The organism is Pedobacter sp. JCM 36344 (assembly GCF_046546555.1).
GTDB lineage: Bacteria > Bacteroidota > Bacteroidia > Sphingobacteriales > Sphingobacteriaceae > Pedobacter.
In genome coordinates, this window is record NZ_JBKHKK010000012.1 from 115,271 (window position 1) to 140,285 (window position 25,015).

Here is a 25,015-nt window from a genome sequence, read left to right on the forward strand (position 1 = left end):
AAACCACAGCCAACATGAAATTATACAGTACAAATAACCACAATCTTGAAGTAGACTTCGCTACTGCGGTTTTCAATAGCATGCCTTTGGATAAGGGCTTATATATGCCTTCATACGTGCCTGAATTGGATCAGGAGTTTATAGATAACATTGATAAGTTTACGCTTTCTCAGATCGCCTTTAAAGTGGCCTCCGTTCTACTGAAGGAAGCTATTCCCTCGGAAGATTTACAAGCCATCATAGACGATGCGATCAATTTTGAAGCTCCTGTAGTGGCGTTAGATAATGAAATGTATGTTCTTGAATTATTTCACGGACCATCTTTGGCTTTTAAAGATTTTGGCGCGCGTTTCATGAGCAGAGTGATGGCGTATTTCTTAAAGGAAAATGAGAAGATCCTGGATGTGCTTGTGGCTACCTCTGGTGATACAGGTGGCGCCGTTGCTTTAGGTTTTCTCGGTATTCCAAATACACGAGTTACCATTTTATATCCAAAAGGTAAAGTCAGCGAAATTCAAGAACTGCAATTGTGTACCAACGGACAAAATATTCATGCGATAGAAATTGATGGAACTTTTGACGACTGCCAGGCGTTGGTTAAACAAGCTTTCGCCGATACAGAACTTAATGAGAAATTCCGGCTAACATCTGCAAATTCTATTAACATCTCCAGGCTTATCCCTCAAACATTCTATTATTTCAATGCTTATGCTCAACTAAAAAGGCAGGGTAAGAATCACGTGGTATTTTCTGTGCCATCAGGTAATTTTGGCAACATCGCTGCTGGTCTGCTTGCCTATAAGATGGGGTTACCAGTTGAGCAGTTTATTGCAGCAACAAACGTAAATGATACTGTTCCAAGATTTTTGGAAACAGGAGTGTATGAGACAAAGCCATCCGTGCAAACCTATGCAAATGCAATGGACGTGGGTGCACCGAGTAATTTTGTACGAATTATGGATCTTTTCCAGAATGATGCGCAAGCTCTTAAGAAGCTGGTGACCAGCTACAGTTTTAACGATGAGCAAACATTGCAGGGGATGAACGAACTTTATGAGCGATTTCAATATATCGCTTGTCCGCACACCGCAATCGCCTACCTAGCCTTGAAAAGTTATGCAGAAGATAGGAAGTATGAAGAGGCTGGGGTATTTTTATCAACCGCTCACGCTTGCAAATTTCCAGATGTGTTTCCTGCTGAGTTGAAAGAAAAAATTATTAATCCTGAGCAGGTGGCTTCATTACATTCGAAAGAAAAGAAAGCGACTAAGATGGCAGTAAATTATCCAGACTTTAAGGAGTACTTGAATTCTTTTTAATGAAACGCATGATGACAATATCACCCATCATGAAATATAAGGTGGTATCGTTACTTACAGAGTAGGTATTGACTTTCTGCAGAATTTGTAAGAAAGTAGTTTCTCCTTCACCAGGGCAAGCCATTTTTGTCATGGCAAAAGGTTCATTGAAGCTAATCGTATTGTCATCGGCAACCAATGTTCCTGAGAATGAGTTGCAGCTCGTGTTACCACTAAATTTTTTTTCTCGGGTATTGAATTCAATGACAGGTATTTTTGCAGGGTACAACCCGTTGAACGGAATCCTTGGCCCGGAGATATGGTTCATCTCCCAAACGCCGGTTAATTGTGATAAACCCTCAGAACCTATTGTGCCCGACTTCATCGTTGTGCAAGCAGCGATAGAGGCGGTAACTAAGGTAACAAGAATCAATAATCTTTTCATAGCTCAACATCTCTGGGGAAGTGTAAGATACAAAGACTATTCCAAAAAATACTAGAATACGCCCTGAACTATCTTTTTTGTAGGCTCTGGATTACCCATAGTATAAAAGTGCAGCACTGGTGCACCCATAGCCTTTAGCTCCTTACACTGGCTAATCATCCACTCAATGCCAATGGCTTTCACATCTTTCTCATTGCTGCAAGCCTGCACCGCTTCACTCAATGGGAGTGGGATGTCCAGATGGAATACCTTTGGTAAACTTACCAATTGTTTGCTATTTGTGATAGGTTTTAGCCCCGGTATGATGGGAATATTAATGCCATTTGCGCGACATTTATCTACAAACTCCTTGTATTTAGAATTATCGAAGAACATCTGAGTAACAATGAATTCTGCCCCCATATCTACCTTCATTTTTAAATACCTGAAATCAGTATCCAGGTTAGGCGATTCAAAGTGCTTTTCAGGATAGCCAGCTACACCAATACAGAAATCAGTCCTTTCGGAAGTACCCATGTCATCGTGTAAGTATTTTCCCTTGTTCATGTCTGCTACCTGACCAAGTAAGTCTGATGCAAAGGAATGTCCGTCCGGAGTAGGTATAAAGGCACTATCGCTTTTTCTGGCATCTCCTCTCAACACCAAGACGTTGTCGATGCCTAAGAACTGCATATCTATCAATGCATTTTCTGTCTCATCCTTAGTGAAACCCCCGCAAATTAAATGAGGAACTGCATCAACCTTATATTTGTTCATAATGGCTGCGCAGGTAGCAACCGTACTAGGACGTTTGCGGTAAGCTACCTTTTCCAAAAGACCATTTGCATGTTGCTTATAGATATAATCTTCACGAAGATAAGTCACATCAATGAATGGAGGGTTGAACTCCATCAATGGATCTATTGCATCAAAAATTCCTTTGATGCTTTGTCCCTTTATCGGCGGAAGAAGCTCAAATGAGAACAGGGTATTACCGTTGGCATTATTTATATGGTCAATGATTTTCATTTCGTGGTGTCGTTTTTTTGCCTGTTTAGGTAGGTTTTGTTGCCTTTCATGATGTTAATAAGCGAGATTAGGACTTAACCATCTCTCTACTTCATCGATGGACATGTCTTTTCTTACTGCATAATCTTCGATCTGGTCTTTAGTGATCTTACCCAAACCAAAATATCTTGATTGTGGGTGAGCAAAATAAAACCCGCTTACAGCTGCAGTTGGATGCATTGCATAGTTTTCGGTAAGGTGCAATCCAATCTTGTCTTCCGCATCAAGTAAGGTAAATAAGGTGCCTTTTTCTGTATGTTCCGGACAAGCCGGATATCCCGGAGCCGGACGAATACCTGCGTATTCCTCTTTGATTAGGTCTTCGTTGCTTAAGTGTTCATTTTTAGCATAGCCCCAGTAGTCTTTACGCACCAACTCATGCATTCTTTCCGCAAATGCTTCTGCTAGCCTATCAGCAAGCGCCTTTGCCATGATGCTGTTGTAATCGTCATAGTTAGCTTCAAACTCTGCGACTAGTTCATCGCAACCGATTCCAGTTGTTAATGCAAAGCCACCGAAGTAGTCTGATATACCAGTTTCTTTCCGAGCGATAAAATCTGACAATGCATAATACGGATTACCATCGGTTTTTTCTGCTTGTTGACGGAGCGTATGGATCACCACTTCTTTACCGTCTACATCCAACACAATGTCGTCATCAACTGCCTGCGCTGGCCAGAAGCCGATAACCGCTTTCGCAGTAAGCAGCTTTTCAGCAACGATACGTTTCAACAATGCCTTAGCGTCTTCAAAGAGTTTTCTCGCCTCATCACCTACCAACTTGTCTTCCAATATACGAGGGTAACTTCCACGAAGCTCCCAGGTTTGGAAAAAAGGTGTCCAGTCAATATATGGAACGAGTTCTTCTAAAGGATAGTTCTCAAACACCTTTGTCCCTGTAAAAGTAGGAGCAGGAGCAACCAATGTTGTATCTATTTTAAAATTGTCTTTTCTTGCTTCTTCAATAGTTTTGTAGCGTTTGTCTGAGCGCTTATTCAAATGTGCTTCTCTCGCTTTATCGTATTCCGCCCTGATCCCCGAGATGTATTCAGCCCTGGTTTCTTTGTTCATTAAAGTGCTGCAAACGGTGACACTTCTGGAAGCGTCAAGGACGTGAATAGCAGGGCCGGAGTAGTTTGGAGCCACTTTTACCGCCGCATGTATTCTAGAAGTAGTCGCGCCGCCAATAATCAAAGGAATGGTAAATCCTTCACGTTCCATTTCTTTGGCAAAATGTACCATTTCATCTAGCGATGGAGTAATCAGGCCACTTAAACCAATTATATCTGCATTGACTTCCTTTGCCTTTTTTATAATATCTTGAGCAGGTACCATTACACCCATGTCAATGATTTCGAAGTTGTTACAAGCCAATACAACCCCTACAATGTTTTTTCCAATGTCATGTACGTCACCTTTTACCGTAGCCATTAATACCCGACCAGCAGATGAATTCTGATCCTGATCTGGATTTTCGAGCTTCTCCTGTTCGATAAATGGCAGTAGATAAGCTACCGCCTTTTTCATTACCCTTGCAGATTTTACTACCTGAGGCAGGAACATTTTACCGGCACCAAAAAGATCACCAACGATGTTCATACCATCCATCAATGGACCTTCGATGACATGTATTGGTCTCGGGTATTGCTGTCTTGCTTCCTCCACATCGGCATCAAGATATTCGATGATTCCTTTTACTAACGAATGGGAAAGTCTTGATTCTACAGACTCTTTACGCCATTCTTCGTTTCTAATGATCTCTTTTCCTTTGGTTTTTATGGTATCTGCAAATTCGACCAGTCGTTCGGTAGCATCGTCTCTGCGGTTTAGAAGTACATCTTCTACCAACACCAGAAGTTCAGGTGGAATCTCCTGATATACTTCAAGCATCCCTGCATTTACAATTCCCATATCTAACCCCGCCTTAATCGCGTGGTAAAGAAATGCAGAGTGCATGGCTTCTCTTACCGTATTGTTACCCCTAAAGGAGAAGGAAATATTGGATACCCCGCCACTTACTTTTGCATGAGGCAGGTTTTCTTTAATCCATCTTGTTGCATTGATAAAATCAACAGCGTAATTGTTGTGCTCTTCTAGTCCTGTTGCAACTGTCAGGATGTTTGGGTCGAAAATAATGTCCTGTGCAGGAAAGTCAATCTCGTTAACTAATATGTCATAAGATCTTTTACAGATCTCTTTTCTTCTCTCAAAACTGTCTGCCTGTCCACGCTCGTCGAAAGCCATTACCACAACAGCTGCGCCATAAGTCATGATCTTTTGTGCGCTTTCTCTAAACTTATCTTCGCCCTCTTTAAGGGAAATTGAGTTCACTATGCCTTTTCCTTGCAAACACTTCAAGCCGGCTTCAATAACCGTCCATTTGGAAGAATCGACCATGATGGGAAGCTTGGAGATATCTGGTTCAGAAGCGATAAGGTTGAGAAACTTAGTCATAGATGCTTCTGAATCGATCATGCCTTCATCCATGTTTACATCAATGACTTGAGCACCACCTTCCACCTGTTGTCTGGCAACAGTTAGCGCAGCCTCAAAGTCTCCGCTTAAAATAAGCTTCGAAAACTTAGGCGAACCTGTGATATTGGTACGTTCTCCAATGTTTACAAAGATGCTCTCTGGTGTGATCGCTACGGGTTCCAGTCCACTCAGGCGCAAAAAGTTCTCAATAACAGGAATTTTTCTCGGTTCTATTCCTTTTGCTTTTTCAGCAATGCAACCAATATGATCTGGTGTAGTTCCGCAACAACCACCAACAATATTCACAAAACCATTTTGAATAAAATCTTCCACAAGATGTGCAGTTTCGTGAGGCATCTCATCATAAGCCCCAAACTCATTAGGCAGTCCGGCATTGGGGTAAGCAGATACATAACATCCTGCTTTGGCAGAAAGCTCCTCAATGTGAGGTCTCATGTCTTTCGCCCCCAGGGCGCAGTTGAAACCAATGCTTAAGGGTTTAGCGTGGATAACCGAATTCAGGAAAGCTTCTACCGTTTGGCCGGATAATGTTCTTCCGGACGCATCTGTAATGGTACCGGAAATCATGATCTCTATTTTGCGACCGATAACCGCTTCGTATTTCTTTATTGCATAGATCGCCGCTTTGGCGTTTAGCGTATCAAATATGGTTTCGATAAGTAGAACATCGGATCCACCGTCTATCAATCCCCTGATTTGCTCATAATAGGCGTCAACAAGCTGGTCGAATGTTAGCGCTCTGTAACCAGGGTCGTTTACATCTGGTGAAATAGAAAGTGTTCTATTGGTTGGCCCAATGGCACCGGCAACATAACATTTCCGACCAGGATTGGCCTTCATAAACTCATTAACAGCTTCTTTAGCTATTTTGGCACCTTCGAAACTCATTTCATAATCCAGCTCTTCCATCTGGTAATCTGCCAGGGATATGCGTTGTGTACTGAAAGTGTTGGTTTCTATAATGTCAGTGCCGGCCTTTAGATATTCTGTATGAATGGCCTTAATAATGTCTGGTCTGGTTAGGTTTAATAAATCGTTATTTCCCTTAACATCACAGGGATGATTCTTAAACCTTTCCCCTCTAAAATCCTCTTCTGTTAGAATGTAACGTTGGATCATTGTGCCCATGGCACCATCTATGATCAGGATACGTTTCTCTAATTCTTCTCTAATGTCCATTTAAGTTATACTATATGAGCAGGTAATAAGCTAAAATTGATAGAGGCTGAGGCCTAAACAAGTGCCGAACTAATTACAAACAAAGCTTAAGGGAAAGTTATGGAGACCAGCCGTTTAACACCAGCTTTATGCTACTAACTAACTTATCTTTCAGGAGGCATCATGGCCGTTCCAGTAGAATTTAGCACCTTGTAAGCACAGGTTGCTAAGACTTCGCAGGGTCTAATCCCTCCGTCTTTCTCTATAAGCATTGCAAAAATGCAATAAAGAAAAATCATTTCCAAAAAATCTATGATTTATGCTTTGAAGACTTTTGTAGCTAGTGTTGCACTAACAGAGGACTAACAGCGGGTTTAGAGCCTATTTGTTGGGTAAAAGGCCCTATTATGGCTAGGAGTTCCCTAGGAGTATGCTCTGAGCTACCTAGAAGCCCAGAGGCTGCTCCGACTCATTTTGTTATAAACACAAAAAAAGCCCACAATAAATGCGAGCTCTTATTTATATTTATTAGCTATTATCTTCTACCTCCGAATATCCTTAGAAGGAACAAGAAGATATTTAAAAAGTCTAGGTATAATGACAATGCCCCCATGATGGCTAATTTCTTAGTATCTCCATCTTCCATTCTAGCGCCACTTTCTTCGATACCCTCGCCAATTCTTTTCAGTTTCTGAACATCATAGGCAGTTAGAGCAGTAAAGATTGCAATACCAATGAATGCCATAAACAAGCTAAAGCTTTCGCTTTGAATAAACATGTTTACTACACTTGCAATGACCAAACCAATTACACCAACCATTAATATCGGTCCGAACTTGGTCAGATCCACATTGGTTGTGTAACCAAGGAAAGCCATGATTCCAAAAATACCAGCAGCTCCAGCGAAACAGCTGATCACCGAACTGGACGTGTAAGCAAGTAAGATAAAGCTTAAACTCAATCCTGTTAAAACAGAATAGGCTACAAAAGTAACCAAGAGTGCACCATAAGATAGCTTACTTAAGCCTGCGCTCATTAGCAAAACCAATCCTAGTGGCGCGAACATCGCTACATATCCAAGAACGGTTGGTTTTAAAGTCTCTGGATTTCTAAGGATCGAAAACAATTCTTCATTACTTGCCATAATATAGGCCGATAACGTAGAAAGACCCAATGCTATAAACATCCATAAGAAGACGTTTGCGAAGAATTTTTTGGCAACTACTCCTGTTTGGTTCTCAACAAACACAGATTTTTGTGCCCACTCGTAATTATTGTCGTTATTCATTTCTCTTAAATTTATTTAAAGATACTAATACTTTCTTTCTAACAAATCCTATGCCCCTAGTCTTTTTGTCAGGATTTCTTCAACTTTTGTAAATAGCTGAACTGGTTTTAATGTCCGCCATGCCAAATCGTCAAGCTGTCCCCCGAAATTGATATAATAGTCAATATTATAGTTGCGAAACTCAGTGATGACGTGTTCCTGGAAATTGATCCCCGTAATCCATCCATCTTCCACATCCTGAAACCACTCTTCATAATAGCTGTCCTCTTCAGAGGAGTGAAAATTCAAAACGTTTTCTCCGATCAAGATAAACTTGTTGATTCCTTCGTCGATCATGAGTTCAATGATCTCTCTTTTGAGCAGCATTATGTCATTGTTAATGGCATCATTCCACTCCCCAATGAATTCTATGATCGAGTAATTGCTATCATAATCGGTATACAGAACCTTGATATACATGGTGCTGGATCCAAAATCATCCCATTGGGGGTGGATCAGGAAATTATATAGTTGCTTGTCAAAGTAAAACTCAGAATATTGTGTTTCAAAAAAGGGGGAACGATCATCTTCTGCAGCGATGTAATCATCACGCCAGAGGTAATAAGGTTCGATCTCATGCATAGTTACAATGGTTTTTGACTGGCTTCGACAGCTTTTCTCACACTCCCATAACGCAAAAGAAGATCTTCTGCACGCTCGTGGTTGATGTTGAGTTCTTTCATCACCATCTGGGTGCCTCGATCAACCAGCTTATGATTGGTCAATTGCATATCTACCATCTTATTTCCCTTGACTTTGCCTAATTTGATCATTACAGCTGTACTGAGCATATTCAAGGCTAGTTTTTGAGCAGTACCGGATTTCATGCGGGTAGAGCCGGTTAAGAATTCAGGACCTACGACTATTTCAATTGGGAAGTCACTTTCTTTTGCAATCGGCCCGCCTTCATTACAGACAATACATGCAGTCAATACGCCATTTTTACGTGCAGTATTTAAGCCGCCAATGACGTATGGAGTTGTGCCTGAAGCAGCTAAACCTACAAGACAATCCTTCTCATTGATGTCAAATTCCTGTAAATCTATCCAAGCCTGTTTGCTATCGTCTTCCGCGTTTTCGACAGCTCTTCTGATCGCAGTATCACCTCCGGCAATAATTCCCACTACCATATCGAAGGGTACACCGAAAGTTGGGGGGCATTCTGAAGCATCAACTACACCGAGACGACCACTTGTACCTGCACCAATATAGAACAACCTGCCACCGTTTGCCATTCTATTTGTTACCGCAGAGACCAATTTGTCTATTTGCGGAATCGCTTTTTCTACGGCTAGAGGTACTGTTTTATCTTCGTTATTTATTCCTTTAAGTATTTCCAGTACTGACATCTGATCGATGTCGTTATAATTGGACTCCTGCTCGGTTACTCTTATCATTACGCTGAACTCCTAAATTTTATTTGTGAAACGGTTGAAGACTCTTGCAGTTTTCTTTTTTCCGCTTAATGAGGCCCTATAGCCCAATAGTTTTATAAAACTCGTGTTTTTCTTTTTAAACCTAAAATAATAGTCGAAATCAATTTCAATGATGATTTAATTTTATGTAAACAAATGAAAATGATACAGGTTAATTATATGATTGACCTGCAATTTTATTAGCTTTGTATGCGTCATTGCGCCATGAATAAGACTACCCGCTACAACCTAATTATAGCCTTAACCTACTCTTTCACCCTTATTGGGGGGATGTTCTTGGGCTATAAATTCTTGAAGGATCAGGGCTACTCTTTTACTCGTACAACTCATCTTGCCGAAAATAATTCTGATAAGGTGGAAGAGATCATTCACATCATCAATAGAAAATATGTTGATGAGATCAACGCAGATACTTTGAATCATTTACCTATTGATAGTTTGCTACACAAATTAGATCCACACAGTGCCTATTTGCCTCCACAAGAGGCTAACGATTTGGCTGAAACACTCGGAGGAAACTTCACAGGAGTAGGAGTCGAGTATTATATTTTAAAGGATACCTTGCTGGTTACTCATGTAATCAAGGATGGTCCAGCCTATATGGCTGGGTTGAAGCAAGGGGATAAAATCTTAAAAATCGATACACTTTTTGTCAGCGGTAAATCGTTGCCAAGGGAACAGATGACGGGTAAGATTAAAGGGCCAAAAGGTACTTCAGTGACACTTACTATCCTTCATGCTGGCAGTTTGCAGCCGCTGGCACTTACGATGAAACGTGGCCGCGTTAAAGTCAGCACGATTGATGCCTCTTATCTGTTGAACCCTGAAATTGGCTATATAAGAATTAGTAAATTTGGCGCCGATACGGATAAAGATTTTGTTGAAGCCCTTAAGGATTTAAAGTCTCAGGGCATGAAAAAGCTGGTTCTTGATTTGCGTGACAATGGTGGAGGATATCTCACATCTGCTACTGGTTTGGCCAATCAGATTTTAGAAGAAAACAAACTAATCGTTTACACCGAGGGTAAACACGATCCGCGTACCGATTATTTGGCTACAGGTGGGGGGGAGTTCGAAGATGGAAAACTCGCGGTGCTCATTAATGAAAACTCTGCTTCTGCAAGTGAGATCCTTGCGGGTGCTGTACAGGATCTTAATAGGGGAATAATTATTGGTCGCCGTTCCTTTGGCAAAGGCTTAGTACAGGAACAGTTTCCATTTGGAGATGGCTCGGCTTTAAACCTCACAATAGCACGTTATTACACGCCATCTGGAAGAAGCATTCAGAAATCTTACAAGAACGGCTACACTGCTTATCAAAATGAGATTGGCGACCGTTATGCTGACGGGGAACTCACTCATAAAAGGAGGTTACTGAAAGATACTGTTAAGAAAAGAGTTTTCGAAAAGGGAGGTATTCAGCCTGATATCTATGTAAAGATTGATACGGTAGGTTTTAATAAGTTATATGTTAACCTCGGGGTTAAAAAAGTTTTACCAGACTTTGTTTACGATGTATTGGCCAATAGGTACACGCCGTCATTTATTGAACAAAATATGAATATTTTTAATGTAAACGATACAGACTTCAAGGACTTAATTAAATACATTCAGGGAAGAAATATCCCGATTGATATGAGGCAAATGATGGAAGCCAAGCCATTAATAATGAATGACCTTAAGGTGTTGCTTTGCAAGTATCACCTTGGCGCCGCTGGTTACTACAAAGCGCTAAACCTAAGTGACGCAGCGGTTAAGCAAGCAATCACTAGTTTGCAATAGATTTGCTTAAACCTGTTTTATACTCGTCCTTTCTGGGTTTATTCGTTACTTCTGTCTGAAATATATCTGAATTGGCACTCCTGTAAAATCGAAATGTTCCCTTAATTTGTTCTCTACAAAGCGTTTATACGGCTCTTTAATATACTGAGGAAGATTACAGAAGAACGCAAACATAGGAGATGTACCGCTGATTTGAGTGATATATTTGATCTTAATATACTTTCCTTTTAATGCTGGTGGTGGATACTTCTCGATGATCGGCAACATCACATCATTCAATTTTGAAGTAGGAACCTTCTTAGCCCTATTTTTGAATACCTCTAAAGAAGTTTCAATAGCCTGGAAAATACGTTGTTTGTTTATAACTGAAGTGAACACAATTGGTACATCAGTGAAAGGTTGAAGCTTGGTGCGAATCTGATCTTCAAAGATCTTAGTGGTCTTGCTGTCTTTTTCCACCAAATCCCATTTGTTTACCAATATCACAATCCCTTTTTTGTTCTTTTCTGCAAGATGAAAAATATTCACGTCCTGAGACTCTAGACCTTCCATAGCATCTATCATCAGAATGACAACATCAGCTTCTTCAAGGGCCTTAATTGTGCGCATAACGGAGTAAAATTCGATGTTCTCCTTCACCTTGGTCTTTTTTCTAAGACCTGCAGTGTCAATGAACATGAACTCATGACCAAATTGATTGTAGTGAATGTGGATAGAATCCCTGGTGGTACCCGCAATAGGAGTAACAATATTTCTTTCTTTCCCGATCAACGCATTGATTAAAGAAGATTTACCAACGTTAGGGCGACCAACAATAGTGATTTTAGGCAAGGCGTTCTCTTCTTCTGGGATATCCTCGAAATGAGTAATCACTTCGTCCAATAAATCTCCTGTACCTGAACCAGTCATTGAAGAGATCGGATAGATTTCTCCTAAACCAAAACCGTAAAATACTGCCGCTTCGTTTTGAAGTTGCGTATTGTCGACCTTGTTCACCACAGTAAACACAGGCTTTTTACTTCTCCTCAATAGCTGAGCGATTTCATCATCAAGATCTGTAATTCCAGTAGTTACATCTACCATAAACAACAGAACAGTTGCTTCTTCGATGGCGATAACTACCTGCTCACGGATGGCAGCTTCGAAAAGATCTTCAGAGTTTGCAACATAACCACCAGTATCAATAACGGTAAATTGTTTGTCTGTCCACTCGGCAGAGCCATAGTGGCGATCACGTGTTACACCGCTAAAATCATCTACAATAGCTTTGCGACTTTCAGTTAAGCGGTTAAAAAGGGTAGATTTGCCTACGTTTGGTCTTCCGACAATTGCGATAATGTTACTCATGTATGTTGTTGAATTGTATTAATTATTAAGGGGTTGCAAAGGTAAACTTAATTTTCGTACCCGAAACCTTTTAAATAGTTCTTTTTGCTTCGCCAGTCCGGAATTACCTTAACGAAGGTTTCCAGGAATACTTTCTGGTCTAAAAACTTCTCGATATCCTTCCGGGCTTCAGTACCTACTTTCTTCAGCATTGCACCGCCTTTTCCTATTAAGATATTTTTCTGTGAATCACGCTCCACAATGATCTCTGCGCTAATGCGGGTAATTGTTTCTTCTTCTTTAAATTCTTTGATGACTACTTCTGTGCTATATGGAATCTCTTTCTGATAATTGTTAAAGATTTTTTCTCTGATGATCTCAGAAACAAAGAAACGCTGTGTACGATCGGTAAGATCCTCTTTGTCATAGAAAGGAGCATGTTCGGGTATATGATCCAGAATCATGGTCATGATTCCTTCAAGGTTGTATTTGTGCAGTGCTGATATTGCAAAAATATATTTAGGGTTAAGTTTTTCTTGCCAGAATGCGGTTTTCTCCTCCACTTGCTCCTGTGTTGCGTTATCAATCTTATTTATCAGTACAATCATGGGAATTGTAGTATTGATAATCTTCTCAAGTACATCATTTTCATCATGTTGCTCATTTATATCGGTAACAAACAGGAGGAGATCGGCATCAGTTAGCGCACCTTTCACCGAACTCATCATAGAATCTTGCAGTCCGTACCTTGGTTTTATGATGCCGGGAGTGTCTGAAAATACAATTTGATAATCCTCTTCGTTGACAATTCCAAGAATCCGGTGACGGGTTGTTTGAGCTTTCGGAGTGATGATAGAAAGCTTTTCACCCACCAGGGCATTCATGAGGGTTGATTTGCCAACATTGGGCTTACCGATGATACTTATAAATCCTGCTTTATGAGCCATGAAAATATTTTTTAAAATAAATTTGCACCGCAAAGAAACGAATTATATCTTTGCATTCCAATTCGGAACAAGAGTTAAGGATTTAACAGAAAGTTTCAAATTGTATATAGTGCGGGGTGGAGCAGTTGGTAGCTCGTCGGGCTCATAACCCGAAGGTCATCAGTTCGAGTCTGGTCCCCGCTACCTAAAAAGGTTCGTAGTTTCATCTGAGACTAAGGCAATCTAAAATGGCCCGTTCGTCTAGGGGTGAGGACGCCAGATTTTCATTCTGGAAACAGGGGTTCGATTCCCCTACGGGCTACTAGTATTATCAACAAAACGTTTAAACGGCTGTAAATTTAAGATTTACGGCCTTTTTTGTTTTACAGACAAGTCAAAAAGTACACGAATTCCCATAATATCAGTGCGTAATTCAGTGAGTACCTCAGTCAAAATAGGTACTCACTGAAAAGGGCTTAAAAAACTGATTTACAGCTAGTTCATTATTTGAACATCTTGATTACGATTGACCACATTGCTAGATTTACAAACCTTTTAATGTATCAATTTTATGAGTCACAATTATTCTCTTCATTTTTTCTTGAAGAAACCAAAGTACTACAAAGGTGGCGCAAAGGCCATCTACATGCGGATTACGGTTGATGGCGGCATTCCTAAAGAAGCCTCGATTGGCAGAATGTACGATCCGAACGATTGGATTTCGAGTGTAAACCGTGCAAGGGGAAACTCCGAACCTGCTCGGACGCTGAACAGTTACATCGATGCCATCGACAGAAAAATCGAGCAGATCCATACCCATCTCAAAAAGATGGGTATAGAAATTTCTGCCGGATCCATGATGAACACTTACCTCGGAAAAGGGGAAAAGCAAAAATTCCTGATGGAAATCTTCGATGACCACAATAAAAAAATGGAGGCTTCCATTGGGAAGGGTTTCAAGGCGAATACCTTGAAGGGCTACAAATCTTCTGTAATCCACTTAACTGCCTATCTGCTCAAAGACTATAAAAGCAAGGATATCGACATCCGAAAAATTGATCATGCTTTTATTATTGGGTATGAATTTTATTTACGGACAGAAAAGGAGATCAGCGATGTTTCGGTAGCAAAATACATGAAACACTTTAGAAAGATTGTTAATCTCTGCCTCGCTCACCGTTGGATTGAATATAATCCCTTTGTTTTCTATAAGAATAAGGCGAAGGCAAAGGACAAGGAATTTTTATCCAGCGACGAACTGAATGAAATAGCCAACAAGGAATTTGGGATTAAAAGGCTTGATCAGGTTAAGGATATATTTCTTTTTAGTTGCTACACAGGTCTTTCTTATGCCGATGTTAAAAAGCTTAACCGTTCGGAGATTAAAAAGGGGAATGATGGCAAGTTGTGGATTTTCACCAATCGGGAAAAGAATGAAATTGCTTCAAACGTACCATTGTTAGCCATTCCAAAAAAATTGATGGATAAATACAGCGAACATCCAGATTGTAAAATGAAGGGCTTGGTTTTGCCTGTATTGAGCAATCAGAAGATGAACAGTTATCTGAAAGAGATTGCTGACCAATGCGGAATTACAAAAACGCTGACTTTTCACATTGCTAGGCACACCTTTGCAACTACGGTTACCCTTAGCAATAATGTGCCAATAGAAACGGTTTCCAAGATGCTAGGGCATAAAGATCTTAAGACCACCCAGCATTATGCGAAAGTTTTAGATGCGAAAGTGGGTAAGGATATGAGGGCGTTGGAAAAGAAATTAGCCATAAATAAAGTAAATTTGTCCCAAGCCAAATCATGAAAACGATGAACATTCAATACGCCTCGGATCTGCATCTTGAATTTCCAGAAAATAAAAATTGGCTACAGCAAAACGCTTTAATTCCGTCGGCTGAGATTTTAGTCTTAGCGGGAGACATCGTTCCTTTTGCACTAATAGAAAAACACAGTTATTTCTTTGACTGGTTAGCGGATCACTTTAATCAGGTCTACTGGATACCAGGAAATCATGAATATTATTATTCGGATGTTATCGAGCGTTGTAGCTCTTTTACCGAGGAAATCCGAAAGAATGTGCTACTGCTTAACAATATGTCCGTACAGGTTGAACATTGTCTATTGATTTTTTCTACGTTATGGTCGAAGATCAGTCTGGAAAACCAGTGGCGTATTCCTCCTCGAATGGGAGACTTTCAGGTTATCAAGCACAATGGGGGTACGTTTACACCAGCGCATTTTAATAAGCTCTATGGGCAGAGTTTGGAGTTTTTAGCTGATAAACTGACTGGAAATCAGGGGCTTAAAAAGGTGGTGGTTAGCCATCATGTGCCTACATTTCAACATTACCCGCCTGCTTATCTAGGGAGTATTTTAAACGAAGCCTTTGCCTCGAATCTAGATCACTTTATAGTGAACCATGAACCCGATTATTGGATTTTTGGACATCATCACCAAAATATAGCTCAGTTTGAGATCGGCAAAACTAAGTTGTTGACTAATCAGCTAGGATACATTCGTCATAATGAACAAGCTGGATTTGATAGGGCAAAAACATTATCATTATAAACCTATTTGTCGTCAATAAACTAGCATGGTTTATTGACGATTTTTATCGAGCGGTTAAGGGAAAACTATCCATTTATAAACACAACAAGACTGTAGCATTATACAGGCATTCTTATCTTGCATGCATTAGTTATCTAATACTGAAATTACACAAGTCAAACTTATCAATCAAGTTTAGAAATGGGTATATTAGGAAATTAATTATTTAAACCAATGAGAACAATAATTTCATCAAGACTGATTATTATCGCAATCCTATGTTTTTTATTTCAGCGGAGTGCTGCGCAATCTGAACACATTATACAAGGCAAGATCTTAGGCGCTGGTGGCAAAAAGATCTTTTTAGTCGAAGACATGTTTTATAAACAATCAAGTTCTATAGATTCTGTAGTAGCAGCCAAAGATGGATCATTCGTTTTTAAGAAAATACTTTCCGAGCCCACTATTTATGTATTAGGGGTGAAAGGCGGTCCAAGAGTAGACAATCGATTTATTGTTGATGGGCCGATGACCACTATTTCTGGCAATGCTGATTCTATTACTGGTATAACCATTAGTGGTTCAAAGGAAAACCTGTTATTTAAACATGTATTGAAAGGGTTCAGTGCGCAAAAAACGATGGATAATTTTAAAAAAGCTATTGACAGTGCAATTGCAAAAAAAAAATATAAGTGAAGCAAATAGAATTCAAGATATGAAAGTGAGCTGGATGTTCACATCACTAAAAGATTCATTGATTAATTTTATCACGAACAACAGAGGTACGCTGGTCTCCGCAATATGTTTGGTGCAAATTAAAAGCTCACTGTCTACAACTGATTTCGAACGCTATCTTGAAATGGTTCAATCAGGTTCAGCTGGCACATCGATCATCACCTACCTAAAACAAACTGAACAATCGAATTGGCCTAAGCTAGGAGATATAGCTGCTGATTTTTCTCAACCAGATCTAAATGGTAAACCGGTTAACATGAGTTCCTTTAAAGGAAAATATGTCATGATTGATTTTTGGGCAAGTTGGTGCATGCCTTGCCGCTTATCACATCCAAACTTAATTAAGTCTTATAACCAGTTCAAAGTCCAAGGATTTACCATTCTTTCGTTATCACTGGATTCATCCAAAGAAAACTGGCGAAAGGCTCTGGTAGACGACGGGTTATTATGGACGAATGTTAGCGATTTAACGGGAATGGATAATTACGTTGCTAAATTATACAACGTTCAGGGATTACCAGCTAATTTTTTGATTGACCCCCACGGAAAAATTATTGCGAAAAATCTACATGGATTGGAATTGGATAAAAAATTATCCGAAATTTTCCAAAAAAATGAATAACTTCAAGTAGGCTCACTGTTGTTTTAGCTATCTGCCAAAGTTTGCGATCACAATACTTACTATGCTATGTTTTTACGAAATTGGAGGATAAAAAGAACTAGCGGATTTTTCCGCTTGTATTTTTACCTATGGAGGTTCATATGTTTTTACGATCTATTAGGATTTTTAGATGGATCTTAATTTCAGGAATCCCTCTCGCACATTTGCGGCCTACGGAACCGCCCTCACTCCATTCCATCCCACAGGTTCCCGTTTTGGTGTCTACGGAAATGTAGCCTCCTGTTTTGCATTGGGAGTGGATTTTCGTATCCGCAGACGTGTTACCAACAACGTTTCACTTAAACCTCAATCCCTATAAACCTGTATCTTAATTTTTCCTAAATGCTAAAGGCAAACACCTTGGTTTTGCAGGCCGCAAATGTGGGTGGGCAATCATTGGCACTATTGCAAGTTGTGATTAGCTATGAATTTAATTAAATTTGAATATATCCCTAGCTTATGAGTTTAGAGTTTTTTCGCCAAAGAGACCGCTTCGATTTTTCAAAAGACACATTGGATATTGGTCAACCGTTGTTTTGGGACAGGAAAACTTTCCTAAGACATTTTTTCTAAGAATTCTCGCCCTATCTGCCAATCAATGGGAGGAGTTCTACCAGTATCACCTGAACTATTATCTGGAAAAACATCCAAACGACAATGAGGAAACTTTTTTCAAGGTGTTGTGGCAACTCGTAGAAACACGGCTGAAAACCTTGATGGCGAAGGATATCTATGCAAGTAAGAGCCACGGGAGAGACCAGAAGGAAATACAGCAGCTTGAAAGCTTTGTCGCATTTCTGGTGTCCATTGACCAGTGGAACGCCCACGAAACCGAAAAAGAAATGGTGGCAAGGCTTCAGAAAGAACTGTATTCGGCACTAAATCTTGTTGAAACGCTAAAAGCCGACCTGAAAAATGCCAAAAACCTTGAGCCTTCAGATCACATCAATATCCCAAAGGGCTATGTACTCACATTAGCGGATATTTTTTTAGAACTGCAAAAGCTGAAGGTCGATGCCGTGCATGAGCTTGTATTTTCAAGAACGCAGGCTGTCTGGATGAAAATGATCTGTAGGTATTTTACCGAAGACCACCAGCCGATTAAGCTAGACAGGCTTAAACGGTATTTTTCCCCCGATCCCGATAATTTAGCGAACGTTAAACACGCATCCATTCCCGAGAATAAAAAATTGTTCAAGCTTATCTCCGCCAAAAAGAGAAGCTGAACATTTCTTTTGTTATTTTTTTATCCTTTCATAAGTTTTATAGCTGTTTGATAAATAGTGTATTCGCTGTTTATGGATCAGATATTTCGGTGCTGCCGTTACCCTCGTTTTCTGAAGGGTAATGAACGGGCTAATCTGTGCTGCACTTTTGGATTAGTTAACCAATTGTTCCATTTCATTTTGTTATTATGAATATTGACATCACAGAAGACCTAAGACTTTTCAGATCAGAACTAGTCGCAGAACTAAAAGAATTATTACAGCCTCAACAGCCACATTCAAAAATGTGGTTGAGAAGTTCGGAAGTCAGGAAAATGTTGAGTATTTCGCCAGGAACATTGCAAAATCTTCGCGTTAATGGTACACTTCGTTACCAGAAAGTTGGTGGAACGATGTTCTATAAATCTGACGACATCAATCAGATGCTTGGCGAAAAACCATCAAAGGGAGGTGGATTATGAATTATCTGCCAACTGTATTTTTAAAACAAGCAGCAGACGACCATCGTCTGCTGCCAACGCATTTGAGTTTGGTGATGGCGGTTTTCTATTTTAGTAATGATAGTGCGCCAAGGGAGGCAATAAAAGTTAGTCGAAGTAGGCTGATGCAGTTTTCCCGCATCAAGTCAATTGCAACCTATCACAAATGCTTGAAGGAACTGGTTGATTTCGGGTATATCAGTTATCAGCCATCTTATCATCCAATCAATGCCAGCTCGATTTGGCTGTTGAATGAAAATTGAAAATCAGTTGATAGCGCAACTCTACTGGTGTATTATGGTTTAATCGATTTGAGGGAGCAAGTTTGTGTTTTTGTTACACAAAAACCTTTTCCGCTGGTGCGGAAAAGAACTTGCTTTTTGCTCCCGATGGTCGCAAAAAGATTTTAAAGAGCCGATGAAGACAATCGAAAAGACAGTTAACAAAGAGAAAGCCAAGGGTGGAAGACCGATAAAAATCCTGAAAAAGGAGAGTGGAATCCGTGTACGGTTGAGCAAAACGGAACGCTACCTGATTTCGGAAAAGGCAAAAAAGGCAGGGCTGAAAATGAGCGATTGGCTACGCCAAGCTGCTAAGTGTGCAAAGATTACTAGTAGGTTTTCCCCTGATGAAATGGGTATGATGCGAACGTTAACGGGAATGGCTAACAATTTGAACCAGTTGACCAAGTTGGCGCACCAGCAGGGACTGTTGGTCATTCAACAGAAATGCAGGGAACTATTATCGCTGATTGACGATGCACTTAAATCTTTTGTTCGAGATGATAGGTAAGATCATAGCTGGGAAAAATTTTGGAGGATGCATTCGCTATGTGGTCCAAAAGCAAGGGGCAGAAGTGCTTTACGGTGAGGGGATCCGCCTCGAGGATACGGCTAAGATGACTAGGGATTTCAATATGCAGCGCTTGTTGAATCCTGATTTGGAAAAGGCCGTTGCTCACATTTCACTGAATTTTAGCACTAGGGATGAAGATAAGCTGGGAAATGAGATGATGGTCAAACTGGCGAAGGAATACCTTGAAAAGATGAATATTCGAAATACTCAGGTTCTGATAGTTAAGCACAATGATGCTAAACACCCACATTGCCACATCATCTATAATAGGGTTGACAATATTGGTAAAACCATATCGGATAGTTTCCAAAAAAGAAAAAATGTTACTGTTTGCAAGGAAATGACCTTGAAACACGGACTCTATATTTCGGAGGGCAAAGACAAGGTGAACAGATTGGCGCTAAAGGGAACCGATCGAGCGAAGTACCTGATGTATGATGCCATCAAAGCGGCAAGCCAAACGTCAAAAAACTGGAAACAGTTTGAAAAGCAATTGTCGGAAAAAGGGATCGAGATCAAGTTCAAGTATGCTGGTCAGACGGACAAGGCTCAGGGGGTATCCTTCAAAATGGGTGAATATGCCTTTAAGGGTTCGGAGATTGACAGAAGCCTGAGTTTTGGCAAGCTTGATAAAACCTTTGAAATTAATTCAGTGGTTGAAAAGGCTGTTAAAAATGAATGGGTGACAAAAGAGCAATCAAAAAACATAGTAACTGAACTGTTAAAAGCAGTTGCCGATAACAGGTCTACAGAAAGCCTGCTCGAAATGTTATTGGAACCTACAATTGATATTGCACCAAATCCAGCGCCTTTTTTGCACAAAAAGAAAAAGCACGAGCAGGATCATAGTCAGGGGATAAGCATATAAAAAATCATTAATCAAATACCATAATTATGGAAACGACATTAGAAAAATTGGAACACATTGAAAATCTATTGACCATATTGATAGACGGCTTTAAACGGATTGAGGATAAAAAAATAGAAATTCCCGAGCAGGTAAATTATAGGCCATCTTTTAAAAAATTAGGCGAACAGTTTGATCAACTATCCAATCAGGCTGGCAAGGCCGATAAGTTGATTGCTGCAATTGAAGACCAGAGAAACACGGTAAAGAATTTGATTGATGGTTTGCCTAGAAAAATCAGGACACAGGTTGAACATCGCTTTAGTGATAGAACCCGTCCCTACATCATCATTTTTGTTGTTGCCGTATTCGTTGCGGCACTTTCTTTAGTGGGGTGCATTTCGCTGCTTTTTCGCAATTCGGATTTGAAAGAAAATGATATTAAGTTCAGGATGGTGCGGCTACGCAAGCCAACTTGGGTGAAACAGATTGATGCTGATTATTTTAAAAATTCAGATAGCCTTGAAAGATTGGTCAAGTTTGAAGAGCAGAAGGTAATTGCATTTGAGAAAGCGATGCAGGAAGTTCAGCAGAACGAAAAGGATTCAGAGGCTTCAAAGGAACGTTTGAAAAATTTGAGGTAAGGACAGTTTAAAAAACGATGATTTACTAATTTATTAAATGCTGTTGTTCGAACTGAACCATTTTTGGATGTGTTTTGCAGGGTTTTATTTTTAAGAGCCTGTTGATCTGACGATTCTATTTCTATAACATTAAACCTTAATTTAGCGTAGGTTAATCTACGTAGTAAATGAATTTTATAAAACAAATTGAGAATGCTCTAAAGGCTATAAACGATGCCAGGTTTCAAGACCTTATCAACCATCTTTTACATGCAAAAGGGAATGATTTTATTGGCGCACCGGGATCAGTAGTTGGCAAAGAAAAAACTAGTAAAGGTGCACCTGATTCATTCTTTATGAGTGATGAAAAATACGTTTTTGTAGAGTATACAACAATTGAAAAGATTGGAAAATCGAAGAAGCTTATAGATAAACTGATTGGTGATGTTGTGCATTGTTTTAACGAGGCTAAAACAGGTGTCCCTAAGGAGGAAATAGCAAAAATAATATTGGCCTGCAATGAAAAGGTTTCGCCCGATGATATTAAGCAGCTGTTAGCAAAAAAATCTGAATTTAACCCCCTAACGGGATTGGAGATTTTAGACATTCAAAATCTTCCCATGGAAATTTACGATTTTCCAGGCTTGTCAAATGAATATCTGGGAATACAAATTATCAAAGGGGAAATTTACAACTTACCTGATTTTTTAGTCAAAACAACCAAAGGATTACAACCGTCCTTAACCAATCCTTTTATCGGCAGAGTTGATGAAATTTCAAATGCAAAAGCTGGCTTGGAGGCTGTTGACATTATTATGTTATCCGGGCATCAGGGGGTCGGTAAATCTAAACTCGCCGTCGAGGTTTTGAAAAAAATTTCAAAGACCGGATTTATACCAATAGTTATCCAGAGCTCCTCTGTTCCTCTATGGGATGATTTTGTTAACCTCTTTCAGAATGGAAAGGATTATGTAATACTTTTTGATGATGCCAATAAATCATTGCCCAACTTAACTTACTTGCTGGATTTTATCCAGAAACCAAGACCCAATCGCATAAAGCTTATTATAACCACAAGGGACTATGTAAAACAAAGGGTAGAGGATAAACTGGACAACTCGAAGTATAAAGAGATTATTATTGGAGATTTTAAGGATGCTGAAATCACCCAGATTATTACGGCTGCATTGCCTGATTTAAAATTTCATTCTGATATAAAAAATAAGATTGTAGACATCTCAAAAGGTAATGCCCGAGTGGCTTTAATGGCAACCTATTCTGTGACTCCCGATTCTGAAACAAATTATCTTGACAGTCCGCTCAAGCTGTATGAGAAATACTTTCGTAAAGTTGCGGAAGATATCGAGGCATTTTCCAGCCCTATCATGTTACAGGCAATTGCAATTGTATCTTTCTTTGGCGTTTTTAACCGAAAAAATGAGCAACTGAAGGGAATTTTAAGCAACGAATTTGCCATTGATTGGAACGACTTATGGACAGCAATTCTCCATTTGCATAATCATGAAATTCTTGATGTTCATTCCAATGAAGTTGTTAAGGTTTCAGACCAGGTACTTGCAACTTATTCATTCTATAAATGTTTTCTTGATCAGGAATCGAAACAACTGGACTACGGAAAATGGATCATTGTATTTCAGGCAAATTATTCATCAAGAATTACGAACTCACTAATTGATATTAATAATACATTCAATTATCACCATGTTAAAGAACTTGTTTTACCCTACCTCAAAAGTTCTATTCCGGATTCATCAGACGCTGAGACGCTTTATTCGTACTATTCACTGTTTTGGTTTTATCTTGATTTTCAAACGTTGAATTATCTGAAGGACTGGATAAGCTCTTTGCCATTGGATACTAACACAACATATAAATTTTCCTATGAGCATAACGACCATGTTCGCCCTACAAAATACATTGAAATACTAACTAATTTTTGGAATCACCAAACAGAATTTTTAAAGCCTTCGTTGGAATTGGGGATTGATCTGGTTATGAGGCAACCAAAAAGATTGCCTGAGTTTCTGAAATTTTTGAATACCCAATTCACTTACAAAATTGACGATCTTCATTATGGATACCACAGGCAAAACATTTTACTTGAGGTTTTGGTGGGCGAGAACAGGTCAGGCAGACATATTCAGGTTGCTAAAGGAATATTTCTGTTTATCAGTAATATGTTGCTGGGTTGGGAATTTACAGATTGGGGGGCATCAAAAGGCAGGTCATTCAGTTATACTAATTTCCATTTGTATGATTCTGCTGAACTCAGGGAACTCAGAAAAAAACTCCTTTTGGGCATTGCCCTAAACTTTGATGTAGAACCGGAACTTGGGGAAAAGGTACTTACCAAGATTCTATATCCAGGCAAAATAGATCCGGCAATACCTATTGCAGAATATGAGCTTTACGCTGAACTGGTTAATAACAATCTTTCATCGGATCAGTTCCACCATTGCGAGTTTGTAAATAAACTGGTAAAAAGGTTTAAGCAAAACCAACATGAAGTACCTGTTGAGTGGGATAGATTTATAAAGTCTGAACTTATGGAAATTTCAAGGATTATGAAACCTGAGTGGGAAAGGAAGGACAATAAAAGTTTTGAAGAAAAGGATAAAGAGAAAAGAGAGCAGATTGAATCCTTTATCAACTCTATGGATTGGGAGGGTATTGAAAGATTTCTTTTAAAAGTAGACAGGTACAACCAGCAGCAGTCAAAAAATGAATGGCATATTCAGCAATCGGTTACAGATGTTTACATAACCATTGCAAAAATGGGTGAAGAGCCGCTTAAGTCTGCATTGGCACTTTACTTTAGCGGTAAATTGCAATTGCCCCTGACCCCTACGATATTATATTATTCATTGAATAATGGAGTATTAACAGGAAAAAAGTTATGGGAGCTGATGGATAACTTTGAGTTTAGGAATAAGGCGTTTTGGCAACTGTCATTTTTTTCTGCCCTTCCTGAAAAGCAGGCAAACATTTTCTTTACGAAAAAACTCTTCAGGTTTTTTAAAAAGGCTTCCGAAAATATATTCATTTTTAGAATGGAAGATTACGTTAAGTTTGGTAATGCTTTTGAAAAAATAAAACTGTCTTCAACTGTAAAAGAATACACTACACACAATATTATAACGTACCTGACCCACATTTTGCTTAAAAAAGGCAGAGAAGTCAGTGTAGACCTTGGCTACCATTTCTGCTCTAAAAACCACTTGCATTTTCCCGGTCATATAAATCTTTTCAAACAAGCCTATTCCTATTTAAAGCAGCAGGACACTCAATTTGATTATGATGGTAAAGAACTGGAGGCAGTATTAAATTTTGACAACTATTTCTTTGTGGAGTACCTACAACAGAAGAGTGTGAATGATGATTATTTATCTTTCAAGCTAGAAGATTTTAAACTGGAAAAATTGTGGGAACTGGAGGACTATAATACTATTATCCATGACTCGTTAGAAATAATGTTTCAAAAAACGATTTATACTTCAAACTTGGAACATTCAGCAACGAAGTTGTTTTATTTTGAAGGGGAGCAGAATGCCAATAGTGCCAAGGGCTATGAATTTCTTCGTGGGTATATGCAAATGAACCATAAAGATGAAAGGAAAATTAGCATGATTATCAGCATTGTACTCCACCGCTATCCGCAGCAGTTCGTTTCTTTTCTTAGGGAATTTCTTATGCTGAACAAGGATACAGAATTCTTTAAAGGTATTCACCTAACCAAAGGCGGTATTACCACGGGAAGCCGTGTGC

22 protein-coding genes, 2 tRNA genes and 1 riboswitch are annotated in these 25,015 nt (G+C 39.4%); of the genes, 16 read left to right on the forward strand and 8 right to left on the reverse strand.

Annotation, left to right across the window (positions count from 1 at the left end):
* Window positions 1-14: 14 nt before the first annotated feature.
* Window positions 15-1,319, forward strand: a complete 1,305-nt coding sequence (gene thrC, locus ACHFIZ_RS12955) for a threonine synthase (protein ID WP_410886499.1) — start codon at window positions 15-17, stop codon at window positions 1,317-1,319.
* On the opposite strand, the gene ACHFIZ_RS12960 is transcribed toward thrC, so the two are convergent.
* The 6 genes from ACHFIZ_RS12960 to murQ all read right to left on the reverse strand — a co-directional run bounded on the left by ACHFIZ_RS12960 (window position 1,294) and on the right by murQ (window position 9,168).
* Window positions 1,294-1,743: an META domain-containing protein gene (locus ACHFIZ_RS12960; protein ID WP_410886501.1), complete on the reverse strand. Its 450-nt coding sequence runs from the start codon at window positions 1,741-1,743 to the stop codon at window positions 1,294-1,296. The genes thrC and ACHFIZ_RS12960 overlap by 26 nt on opposite strands.
* Window positions 1,744-1,794: 51 nt before the next feature.
* Window positions 1,795-2,751: a methylenetetrahydrofolate reductase gene (locus ACHFIZ_RS12965; RefSeq protein WP_410886502.1), complete on the reverse strand. Its 957-nt coding sequence runs from the start codon at window positions 2,749-2,751 to the stop codon at window positions 1,795-1,797.
* Window positions 2,752-2,805: 54 nt separating this feature from the next.
* Window positions 2,806-6,465, reverse strand: a complete 3,660-nt coding sequence (metH, locus tag ACHFIZ_RS12970) for a methionine synthase (protein WP_410886504.1) — start codon at window positions 6,463-6,465, stop codon at window positions 2,806-2,808.
* 140 nt (window positions 6,466-6,605) lie between these two features.
* Window positions 6,606-6,715: riboswitch (SAM riboswitch) on the reverse strand.
* A gap of 264 nt (window positions 6,716-6,979) precedes the next feature.
* Window positions 6,980-7,732, reverse strand: a complete 753-nt coding sequence (locus tag ACHFIZ_RS12975) for a Bax inhibitor-1/YccA family protein (protein ID WP_410886506.1) — start codon at window positions 7,730-7,732, stop codon at window positions 6,980-6,982.
* 48 nt (window positions 7,733-7,780) lie between these two features.
* Window positions 7,781-8,353 (reverse strand): hypothetical protein, encoded by a 573-nt coding sequence (locus tag ACHFIZ_RS12980; RefSeq protein ID WP_410886508.1) that lies wholly within the window; start codon window positions 8,351-8,353, stop codon window positions 7,781-7,783.
* Between the two features lie 2 nt (window positions 8,354-8,355).
* Complete coding sequence (gene murQ, locus ACHFIZ_RS12985) at window positions 8,356-9,168, reverse strand: N-acetylmuramic acid 6-phosphate etherase (RefSeq protein ID WP_410886510.1); 813 nt, start codon at window positions 9,166-9,168, stop codon at window positions 8,356-8,358.
* A 243-nt stretch (window positions 9,169-9,411) separates the two neighbouring features.
* Here murQ and ACHFIZ_RS12990 point away from each other — a divergent pair, with 243 nt between their 5' ends.
* Window positions 9,412-10,989: a S41 family peptidase gene (locus ACHFIZ_RS12990; protein ID WP_410886512.1), complete on the forward strand. Its 1,578-nt coding sequence runs from the start codon at window positions 9,412-9,414 to the stop codon at window positions 10,987-10,989.
* Window positions 10,990-11,034: 45 nt separating this feature from the next.
* Here ACHFIZ_RS12990 and der read toward each other — a convergent pair whose 3' ends face one another.
* Window positions 11,035-12,336, reverse strand: a complete 1,302-nt coding sequence (gene der / locus ACHFIZ_RS12995; RefSeq protein WP_410886514.1) for a ribosome biogenesis GTPase Der — start codon at window positions 12,334-12,336, stop codon at window positions 11,035-11,037.
* Between the two features lie 47 nt (window positions 12,337-12,383).
* Entirely contained in the window at window positions 12,384-13,262 is an 879-nt protein-coding gene (gene era / locus ACHFIZ_RS13000; protein ID WP_410886516.1) for a GTPase Era, read from the reverse strand.
* A gap of 110 nt (window positions 13,263-13,372) precedes the next feature.
* Here era and ACHFIZ_RS13005 point away from each other — a divergent pair.
* From ACHFIZ_RS13005 to ACHFIZ_RS13070, 14 genes are all read left to right on the forward strand, one after another.
* Window positions 13,373-13,445 (forward strand) — tRNA-Met (locus ACHFIZ_RS13005).
* A gap of 46 nt (window positions 13,446-13,491) precedes the next feature.
* Window positions 13,492-13,563: transfer RNA gene (locus ACHFIZ_RS13010), tRNA-Glu, on the forward strand.
* Between the two features lie 249 nt (window positions 13,564-13,812).
* The gene (locus ACHFIZ_RS13015) at window positions 13,813-15,060 is read left to right on the forward strand and encodes a site-specific integrase (RefSeq protein ID WP_410886518.1); all 1,248 of its coding nucleotides are present in this window, start codon (window positions 13,813-13,815) and stop codon (window positions 15,058-15,060) included.
* A gap of 5 nt (window positions 15,061-15,065) precedes the next feature.
* Window positions 15,066-15,824, forward strand: a complete 759-nt coding sequence (locus ACHFIZ_RS13020; protein ID WP_410886520.1) for a metallophosphoesterase — start codon at window positions 15,066-15,068, stop codon at window positions 15,822-15,824.
* Between the two features lie 213 nt (window positions 15,825-16,037).
* On the forward strand, window positions 16,038-16,499 hold the full coding sequence (locus tag ACHFIZ_RS13025) for a DUF4369 domain-containing protein (protein ID WP_410886522.1): 462 nt from the start codon (window positions 16,038-16,040) through the stop codon (window positions 16,497-16,499).
* Window positions 16,471-17,160, forward strand: a complete 690-nt coding sequence (locus ACHFIZ_RS13030) for a peroxiredoxin family protein (RefSeq protein ID WP_410886524.1) — start codon at window positions 16,471-16,473, stop codon at window positions 17,158-17,160. The genes ACHFIZ_RS13025 and ACHFIZ_RS13030 overlap by 29 nt, the downstream gene beginning before the upstream one ends.
* 169 nt (window positions 17,161-17,329) lie before the next feature.
* Entirely contained in the window at window positions 17,330-17,518 is a 189-nt protein-coding gene (locus ACHFIZ_RS13035) for a hypothetical protein (RefSeq protein ID WP_410886526.1), read from the forward strand.
* 121 nt (window positions 17,519-17,639) lie between these two features.
* Window positions 17,640-18,425, forward strand: a complete 786-nt coding sequence (locus tag ACHFIZ_RS13040) for a hypothetical protein (protein ID WP_410886528.1) — start codon at window positions 17,640-17,642, stop codon at window positions 18,423-18,425.
* Window positions 18,426-18,613: 188 nt separating this feature from the next.
* Window positions 18,614-18,886 carry a helix-turn-helix domain-containing protein gene (locus tag ACHFIZ_RS13045; protein WP_410886530.1) on the forward strand — a complete coding sequence of 91 codons (273 nt, stop codon included), beginning with the start codon at window positions 18,614-18,616 and terminating at the stop codon, window positions 18,884-18,886.
* Complete coding sequence (locus tag ACHFIZ_RS13050; RefSeq protein WP_410886532.1) at window positions 18,883-19,167, forward strand: hypothetical protein; 285 nt, start codon at window positions 18,883-18,885, stop codon at window positions 19,165-19,167. The genes ACHFIZ_RS13045 and ACHFIZ_RS13050 overlap by 4 nt, the downstream gene beginning before the upstream one ends.
* Window positions 19,168-19,321: 154 nt before the next feature.
* A complete protein-coding gene (locus ACHFIZ_RS13055; RefSeq protein WP_410886534.1) occupies window positions 19,322-19,696 on the forward strand; it encodes a plasmid mobilization protein in 375 nt (124 codons plus the stop codon).
* A complete protein-coding gene (locus tag ACHFIZ_RS13060; RefSeq protein ID WP_410886536.1) occupies window positions 19,686-20,627 on the forward strand; it encodes a relaxase/mobilization nuclease domain-containing protein in 942 nt (313 codons plus the stop codon). Before ACHFIZ_RS13055 ends, ACHFIZ_RS13060 begins: the two co-directional genes overlap by 11 nt.
* 26 nt (window positions 20,628-20,653) lie before the next feature.
* Window positions 20,654-21,250, forward strand: coding sequence for a hypothetical protein (locus ACHFIZ_RS13065; protein WP_410886538.1), 597 nt, complete (start codon window positions 20,654-20,656; stop codon window positions 21,248-21,250).
* Between the two features lie 167 nt (window positions 21,251-21,417).
* Window positions 21,418-25,015: ATP-binding protein (locus tag ACHFIZ_RS13070; RefSeq protein ID WP_410886540.1), on the forward strand; the 3,598-nt coding region annotated here is incomplete at its 3' end.